Origin of the sequence: Aeromicrobium sp. Leaf272 (assembly GCF_001422865.1) — a bacterium.
GTDB lineage: Bacteria > Actinomycetota > Actinomycetes > Propionibacteriales > Nocardioidaceae > Aeromicrobium.
Genome location: NZ_LMMY01000009.1, coordinates 305,267 through 311,945, shown reverse-complemented (window position 1 = coordinate 311,945; position 6,679 = coordinate 305,267). Strand labels below are relative to the sequence as shown.

Annotated in this window: 10 protein-coding genes; 4 read left to right on the top strand and 6 right to left on the bottom strand. The window is 72.8% G+C overall.

Going from position 1 to position 6,679, the window contains the following annotated elements; translation table 11 throughout:
• Positions 1-29: 29 nt before the first annotated feature.
• Positions 30-1,160 (bottom strand): GTP-binding protein, encoded by a 1,131-nt coding sequence (locus ASF38_RS03080; protein WP_055963495.1) that lies wholly within the window; start codon positions 1,158-1,160, stop codon positions 30-32.
• Entirely contained in the window at positions 1,157-1,456 is a 300-nt protein-coding gene (gene rpmE, locus ASF38_RS03075; protein WP_056573550.1) for a 50S ribosomal protein L31, read from the bottom strand. The genes ASF38_RS03080 and rpmE overlap by 4 nt, the downstream gene beginning before the upstream one ends.
• A 55-nt stretch (positions 1,457-1,511) precedes the next feature.
• Between rpmE and rpmB the strand changes: the two genes are divergently transcribed.
• From rpmB to rpsN, 3 genes are read left to right on the top strand one after another with little or no spacing between them, the layout of a single operon-like run.
• Positions 1,512-1,748: a 50S ribosomal protein L28 gene (gene rpmB / locus ASF38_RS03070; protein WP_055963502.1), complete on the top strand. Its 237-nt coding sequence runs from the start codon at positions 1,512-1,514 to the stop codon at positions 1,746-1,748.
• Positions 1,748-1,930 (top strand): 50S ribosomal protein L33, encoded by a 183-nt coding sequence (gene rpmG, locus ASF38_RS03065; RefSeq protein ID WP_055963505.1) that lies wholly within the window; start codon positions 1,748-1,750, stop codon positions 1,928-1,930. Before rpmB ends, rpmG begins: the two co-directional genes overlap by 1 nt.
• Positions 1,930-2,235: a 30S ribosomal protein S14 gene (gene rpsN, locus ASF38_RS03060; protein WP_055963508.1), complete on the top strand. Its 306-nt coding sequence runs from the start codon at positions 1,930-1,932 to the stop codon at positions 2,233-2,235. Before rpmG ends, rpsN begins: the two co-directional genes overlap by 1 nt.
• Here rpsN and ASF38_RS03055 read toward each other — a convergent pair.
• From ASF38_RS03055 to ASF38_RS03045, 3 genes are read right to left on the bottom strand one after another with little or no spacing between them, the layout of a single operon-like run.
• Positions 2,216-3,130: a glucosyl-3-phosphoglycerate synthase gene (locus ASF38_RS03055; protein ID WP_162237282.1), complete on the bottom strand. Its 915-nt coding sequence runs from the start codon at positions 3,128-3,130 to the stop codon at positions 2,216-2,218. The two genes, rpsN and ASF38_RS03055, sit on opposite strands and share 20 nt — an antisense overlap.
• A complete protein-coding gene (gene folP / locus ASF38_RS03050; protein WP_056573547.1) occupies positions 3,123-3,989 on the bottom strand; it encodes a dihydropteroate synthase in 867 nt (288 codons plus the stop codon). Before folP ends, ASF38_RS03055 begins: the two co-directional genes overlap by 8 nt.
• Positions 3,990-4,026: 37 nt before the next feature.
• The gene (locus ASF38_RS03045; RefSeq protein ID WP_056556241.1) at positions 4,027-4,923 is read right to left on the bottom strand and encodes a MerR family transcriptional regulator; all 897 of its coding nucleotides are present in this window, start codon (positions 4,921-4,923) and stop codon (positions 4,027-4,029) included.
• 116 nt (positions 4,924-5,039) lie between these two features.
• Here ASF38_RS03045 and ASF38_RS03040 point away from each other — a divergent pair, with 116 nt between their 5' ends.
• Positions 5,040-5,330 (top strand): WhiB family transcriptional regulator, encoded by a 291-nt coding sequence (locus ASF38_RS03040; RefSeq protein WP_055963520.1) that lies wholly within the window; start codon positions 5,040-5,042, stop codon positions 5,328-5,330.
• Between the two features lie 182 nt (positions 5,331-5,512).
• Here ASF38_RS03040 and ASF38_RS03035 read toward each other — a convergent pair whose 3' ends face one another.
• Positions 5,513-6,664, bottom strand: coding sequence for an AI-2E family transporter (locus ASF38_RS03035; RefSeq protein ID WP_056573544.1), 1,152 nt, complete (start codon positions 6,662-6,664; stop codon positions 5,513-5,515).
• Positions 6,665-6,679: the final 15 nt, after the last annotated feature.

Genomic DNA, 6,679 nt, shown 5'->3' with positions numbered 1-6,679 from the left:
GCCGGGCCCTGGGCGGCGATGGGTACGGCTCAGGCGGCGCGGCGGACGTCGCCGAGCCAGGGCTCGAGGCCGTCGGAGGCGACCTCCCAGTACGGGCCCCGGTCGGCCAGCTCGGCGTCGCTGAGCAGGCAGTGCTCGAAGGCCTCCTGCACGTCGTCGGGGCTGCTGGCGAGCGGTCCCGACGCCAGGCCGTGCACGACGATGCGGGTCAGGGGCGTGTCGGTGCCCCACGGGGAGGCCGTCCCGACGCTCAGCTGTCCGCCCGCCCCGTCCCACACGCAGACGTCGGAGGGGCGGCTCGGCAGCCAGAACGAACCGCGCGAGCGACGTGGCCCGCCGCCGATCTTCTCGATGCTCTCGAGCAGGCGTCCGGGGTGGAACGGGCGGTCGGAGCGGAGGTCGAGCGTCCACACGTAGCGGGAGCCGTGCAGCGGCAGCTCGTCGCGTCGCACGACGTCGACCCACGCCTCCGTGACGTCGTGGCGGTGCGCTCCGGCCACGAGCGGCGTGGCGTCGAGCGCCGACGGGTCGTCGACGACCGTGACGCCCGGACGAGCGAGCGCACGCAGCAGGTCCAGCCCGGCGGGGTCGCACGGTCCGGTGAGCGCGACGGCGTCGGCGTACTCGACGATCGCGGCGGCCGTCTCGGCGACGCCGCGGGAGTCGTCCTCGCTCGTGTGCAGGTCGCGCTCGTGCAGCAGGTCGTCCCCGAGCAGGTCGGCGAGCACGGTCCGGCCGTCGAGGGCTGCGACGACGGCCGCCACGTGCACGTGCGGCGCGGCCTGCACGTAGGTCTCGATGACCCGGCAGGCCTGCAGGGCCTCGGCCGCCACCGGCAGGTGGGCGACCACCGCGCCCCAGCGACCGCTGGCTGCGAGGCGCTCCATCGTGGGCACCACGTCCTCGCGGAGGGCGCAGGCCACGCAGGCGTGCTCCAGCTCGTGGACGTGCCGCTCCAGGACGCCGGTGCAGTCGCTGACCACGCGCACGAGCCGCTGGGACTCGACGTCGAGCACGTGGCGCACGACGACGGCCGAGGGAAGGTCGAACTGGAGGCCCACGGTGACGGCCTCCATGGCCACCTCGTCGACGCCGGTCACGAGCACGGCTGGGGTGGTGCGCGAGAGGACGCGCCGGCGTCCGCGGCCGACGGGGCTCATGCGTCGACCTGCCCGTAGCGGCGACGGAAGCGCTCGACCCGTCCCTCGGTGTCGACCACGCGGCCGCGGCCGGTCCAGAACGGGTGGCTGGCGCTGGAGACCTCGACGTCGACCACGGGCAGGGTGCGGCCGTCGACGTCGACCGTCTCGGCAGGGGTGCCGGGCCCTGGGCGGCCGTTTGCACCGTGGTCGGCAGAGAGGCGCTCGGGCAGTGTCGAGCGGGTCACGAGCAGGAGGTCGCCCGAGCGGTCGCGGAAGGCGACCTCGTCGTAGCGGGGGTGCTGGTTCTTCTTCACGTCACGTCTCCGGTAGGCTGATGAGAACGATTGTCATTCTACACAGGAGGTCGCCATGTCGCGCACCTGCCAGGTCACCGGGGCCACCCCGGGCTTCGGCCACCACGTGTCCCACTCGCACCGGCGCACCAAGCGGCGCTTCGACGTCAACGTCCAGAAGAAGCGCTACTGGGCGCCGACCCTCGGCCGGCACGTCACGCTCACGCTCAGTGCCCGAGGGATCAAGACCGTCGACGTGCGCGGCATCGACGCCGTGGTCGCCGACATCCTCGCTCGAGGGGAGAGGCTCTGATGGCGGGATCGTCGAGGGGGCGGGGCAACGACGTCCGGCCCATCGTGAAGCTGCGATCCACGGCGGGCACGGGCACCACCTACGTCACGCGCAAGAACCGTCGCAACGACCCCGACCGGCTCGTGCTGAGCAAGTACGACCCGAGGATCCGCAGGCACGTCGAGTTCAAGGAGGAGCGCTGATGGCCAAGCGCAGCAAGATCGTCGCCAACGAGCGCCGCAAGGAGGTCGTCGAGCGCTACCGGGAACGACGTGACGCCCTGCGCGCCGCGTCCCGGGACACGTCGCTGTCCATGGCCGAGCGCATGGAGGCCTCGCGTGCCCTGGCCGGGCTGCCGCGTGACTCCTCCCCGTCGCGGGTGCGCAATCGCGACCAGGTCGACGGCAGGCCGCGGGGCCACCTGCGGGTCGCCGGACTCTCGCGCATCCGGTTCCGCGAGGGAGCGCACCGGGGCGAGCTGCCGGGCATCACGAAGTCGAGCTGGTAGCCCCGGCGCCGGGCGGAGGGAGCAGGCGCGTCTCCACCCGCTCGGCCACCAGGGTCGCGGCGCCGTCGGCGTCACGGCCGGGCACCCAGCGCTCGTCGACCACGACGTCGCGGTCGTCGAGGACCAGGTCGAATGCCGCGCGCACCTGGAGCGCCATCCGCCCGAGGGCGCGCAGGCCCTGGTGGTCGTGCTCGCGGCGGCCCAGGTCGGCCTGTGCCGTCGCGTCGAGGCCGTGCTTGCGCACCGCCTGCAGCAGCATGCCGACGTCGACGCCGTAGCCGCTGACCACGGGCAGGTCGACGAACGCGTCGAGGACGAACGCGCACTCCCCGGCGAGCGGCTGCACGAAGCCGGCCAGCTCGGGTGCTCGTCGCGCGATCTCGGGCCGGGCGGCCAGCTCCGTCACCCGTCCACCGCCGCCGTCGTGCGTCGGGCGGTCGTAGAAGGCCTTCACGAGCACCAGCGAGGGGTCGGTGAGCAGGGGGCCGACGAGTCGTGCCACGAAGGCGGGGTCGAAGCCGCGCACGTCGGCGTCGAGGAAGACGCCGACGTCGCTCGTCAGGTGGGCCATGCCGGTGCGCATGGCCGATCCCTTGCCACCGTCGAACGCGGGATCGGGGTCCTCGGCGGTCACGACGACGGCTCCGGCCTCGCGTGCCGCGGCGGCGGTGTCGTCGCTGGAGCGGGAGTCGACCACGACCACCTCGTCGACCAGCGGCACGAGGTCGCACCAGGCGGTGCGGACGCGTCGCACGATCTCGCCGATCGTCGTGGCCTCGTCGCGGGCGGGCAGCACCACGCCGACGCGGCGTCCACGCTTGGCCGCCACCAGGTCGCCGAGCGGCGCGGACGCGGCGTGGGTGTGGGTGGCGAACCAGGGCTGCAGGTCAGGCAAGGCCGCGCACCGCCCTGGTCGGCGGTCGCTCACCGCGCAGGGTGGCCGTCATCTCCAGCACGCGCCGGGTGGCCGTCACGTCGTGGGTGCGGAACATGGCGCACCCGGCGGCAGCGGTCAGGGCCGTGGCCGCGAGGGTGCCCTCCAGCCTGTCGTCGGGGCCGAGGCCGAGCGTCTCGCCCACGAAGTCCTTGCGGGACAGGGCCATGAGGACCGGCCAGCCGGTGGCGACGAGAGTGTCGGCGCGGCGCACCAGCTCGAGGCTGTGGAAGGTGTTCTTGCCGAAGTCGTGGGTGGGGTCCACCAGCACGCCCTCACGTGGCACGCCGGCCTCGACCGCGGCCTTCGCCGCCCGGGTGGTCGTGGCGACGACGTCGGTCACGACGTCGTCGTAGCGGACGCGGTGGGGGCGGGTGCGGGGGAGCGCCCCGCCGGTGTGGGAGCAGACGTAGCCGAGACCGTGTCGAGCGGCCACGGCCACGACGTCGGGGTCGTGCCCGGCCCACGTGTCGTTGAGCAGGTCGGCGCCTGCTGCGGCGGCGGCGTCGGCCACCTCGGCGCGCCACGTGTCGATGCTGATGACGACGTGGGGCGCGGCCTCGCGCACCGCCTCGATGAACGGGATGGTGCGCCGCACCTCCTCGGCGGCGTCGACTGCGTCGCCCGGGCCGGCCTTCACGCCGCCGATGTCGACGACGTCGGCGCCGTCGTCGACCGCACGCCGGACGGCGTCGAGCGCGACGGCGGGGTCGTACGTGGCGCCGCGGTCGTAGAAGGAGTCGGGCGTGCGGTTGACGATCGCCATCACGAGGGCCCGGTCCTGGACGACGCGGCGTCCGCGGAAGGTCAGGTCGGCCACGTCGTCAATCGTGTCAGAACGGTGGGAGGGGCGCCGGTCACGCGTCGACGGGGTGCAGGGCGATGGCGTTCTTCACGGCCGCGACGGCCTCGGCCAGGTCGGTCGCGACCTGGAGGCTGTCGACGCTCCACCCCGGCCCGCCGAGGATCAGCTCGGACTGGTCGCCGGCGGCGTCGACGACCGACGACAGGGCGCCCGCGTCGAAGTGCACGATCGAGGCCCAGAGGAAGACGGCCGCGGGTCGGAGGCGCAGGGTCATGGCCGAGATGGCGCTGAACGGCGTGCGCTGGCCGAGCATGTGGCAGCCGACGCCTTCCTCGGCGAGGGCGCACTGCAGGGCGAGCAGGGGCAGGACGTGGTGCTCGTCCTCGGCGCAGGCCAGCAGAACGGGGCGGTGGTCCTGGTGCCGAAGGCGTCGGGCGGCGAAGCGGGCCCGCAGGGCGGTGTGCAGCGCGTCGCTGACGAGGTGCTCGCCGTCGACGCCGATGTTGCCCTGGTACCACTCGTCGCCGATGCGTCGCATGCTCGGCGCGATGTGGTCGCTCCACGCGTGGAGGGTGCCGAGATCCTCCAGCTTGCGCGTGAACAGCGTGCGCAAGCCCTCGGCGTCGTACGCCCGGGTGGCGGCCACGATGGCGTCACCGAAGTCGGCGGCGTCGCCGTCGACCTCGACGGGGTCGCCACTGAGTGCGGCGCGCGCCGCGGCCGCGGGCCCGAGGCCACTGCTGATGAGCAGGTTCATGCGCTCGAGCCGCTCGACGTCGGTGGCGTCGTAGCGGCGGTGGCCACCACTGCTGCGGGCGGTGGGGCCGAGCTCGTACCGGCGCTCCCACGTGCGCAACGTGGAGGCGGGCACCCCGAGACGAGCCGCGACCTCACCGACGGACAGGAGGATCTCCTGCCGCTGTGCGGTGCTCGGATCGGGCGGTGTCATGCCTCAACTATAGAACTTGTTCACCCGCTTGCCAACCTGAACAAGTTCGGGGTACGTTCTGAACAACCCCGAGATCGACCCCCGATCTCACTCCCCATGCAGCGAAGGAGCCCATCATGGCGAACCTCAAGAACCTGCCGCTTCCGCTGCAGGAGGTCTACGAGTGGCAGTACCAGGGCGCGTGCCAGGGCCTGGAGTCGGCGCGGTTCTTCTCGCCCGACGCCGAGCGCGGCTCGCGACGTCGCGACCGTGAGGCCGCCGCCAAGGCGGTCTGCGGCACCTGCCCCGTGATCACCGAGTGCCGCGAGCACGCCCTCGCCGCGCGTGAGCCCTACGGCGTGTGGGGCGGACTGACCGAGCACGAGCGCACCGCGATCCTGCAGCGCTCCGCCGACGTCCCAGCCTGACGACGCAGCCTGACGATCCGGCCTGGCCGACAGGCCGGCGCGACGGGCCCGCGAAGGCGATCGACCGCACAGCCCCGACCGCACAGTCCCGACCGCACAGCACAGCACTGACGAGCCAACCCCGACCTGCGGGGTTGGCTCTTCGGCTTCCACGGACCAGGTGCGACGGGCTCGCGCCGACGTCAGCCCGCGTCGTCGGCGACCTTGCCCTCGGCCAGCAGTGCCGCGGCGTGGGAGTCCTCGGGCGGAGCCTCGGGGTCCACGCCGTCGTCGATCTGCTCGTTGATGTAGCGCAGCAGCACGGCGGTGGTAGCCGCGACCGGCACGGCCAGGAACGCGCCCGTGACCCCGAACAGGGTGCCGCCGGCGGTGACCGACAGCAGCACGACCCCGGCGTGGAGGTTCATGGTCTTGCCCTGCAGCCACGGCGACAGGACGTTGCCCTCGAGCTGCTGGACGGCCAGCACGATGAGTGCGGCGATCACGGCGGCCTTGAAGTCGTTCGTCACCAGCGTCACGAGCACCGCGAGGATGCCGCTGACGAACGCGCCGACGATCGGGATGTAGCCGCCGAAGAACGTGATGACCGCGAGGGGGATCGCGAGCGGCACGCCCAGGATCGTCAGACCGATGCCGATGATGACGGCGTCGATGAAGGACACCAGGGTCTGGGTGCGGATGAACCCGCCCAGGGTGTTCCAGGTGCGGCCGAGCAGCTCGGTCGCGTGCTCGCCGGCCCGGCGGCCGCCCAGCGTGGCCAGCCACGGGAGGAAGCGGTGGCCGTCCTTGACGAAGAAGAACGTGAGCATCAGGACCAGCACCAGGTTGATGACGGCGTTCGTCGCGGCGCTCAACGTCGAGAAGATGCCCGAGCTGATGGCCGCGGCGCTCTCCTGCAGCTTGTCCTGCACGGCGCTGATGGCGCGGGTGATCTGTCCGTCGGACAGCTGCAGCGGTCCGTCGGTGAGCCAGTCGCGCACCCGCTGCAGGCCGTCGGAGGCCTGCGAGGCGATGGCCGGCGCCTGACCTGCGACCTGGGGCGTGAGCACCGCGATCGCACCGACGATCGCCGCGATGAAGCCGATCATGACGAGGGCCGCGGCCAGGCTGCTCGGCACCTTGTGCCGACGCAGCCAGGTGACCGGGGGCGCCAGGACGGTTGCCACGAGCAGGGCCAGCGACAGCGGGAAGAACACCATCCAGAGGTGCCCGACGATCCAGCCGAGCACGTACACGGCGGCGGCCAGCACCACGAGGCGCAGCCCCCACCGCTGGAGGACGGCGAACGCCTGGTCGATGACCACGGCGCGATCGCGGACGGTCGGAGTGCTCATCCTTGCAGCGTAGGC

Excerpts from the sequence above, each read along its gene's own strand:
- ASF38_RS03080 (WP_055963495.1), bottom strand. The coding sequence starts at position 1,160 with ATGAGCCCCGTCGGCCGCGGACGCCGGCGCGTCCTCTCGCGCACCACC.
- rpmB (WP_055963502.1), top strand. The coding sequence starts at position 1,512 with ATGTCGCGCACCTGCCAGGTCACCGGGGCCACCCCGGGCTTCGGCCAC.
- rpmG (WP_055963505.1), top strand. The coding sequence starts at position 1,748 with ATGGCGGGATCGTCGAGGGGGCGGGGCAACGACGTCCGGCCCATCGTG.
- rpsN (WP_055963508.1), top strand. The coding sequence starts at position 1,930 with ATGGCCAAGCGCAGCAAGATCGTCGCCAACGAGCGCCGCAAGGAGGTC.
- ASF38_RS03045 (WP_056556241.1), bottom strand. The coding sequence starts at position 4,923 with ATGACACCGCCCGATCCGAGCACCGCACAGCGGCAGGAGATCCTCCTG.
- ASF38_RS03040 (WP_055963520.1), top strand. The coding sequence starts at position 5,040 with ATGGCGAACCTCAAGAACCTGCCGCTTCCGCTGCAGGAGGTCTACGAG.
- ASF38_RS03035 (WP_056573544.1), bottom strand. The coding sequence starts at position 6,664 with ATGAGCACTCCGACCGTCCGCGATCGCGCCGTGGTCATCGACCAGGCG.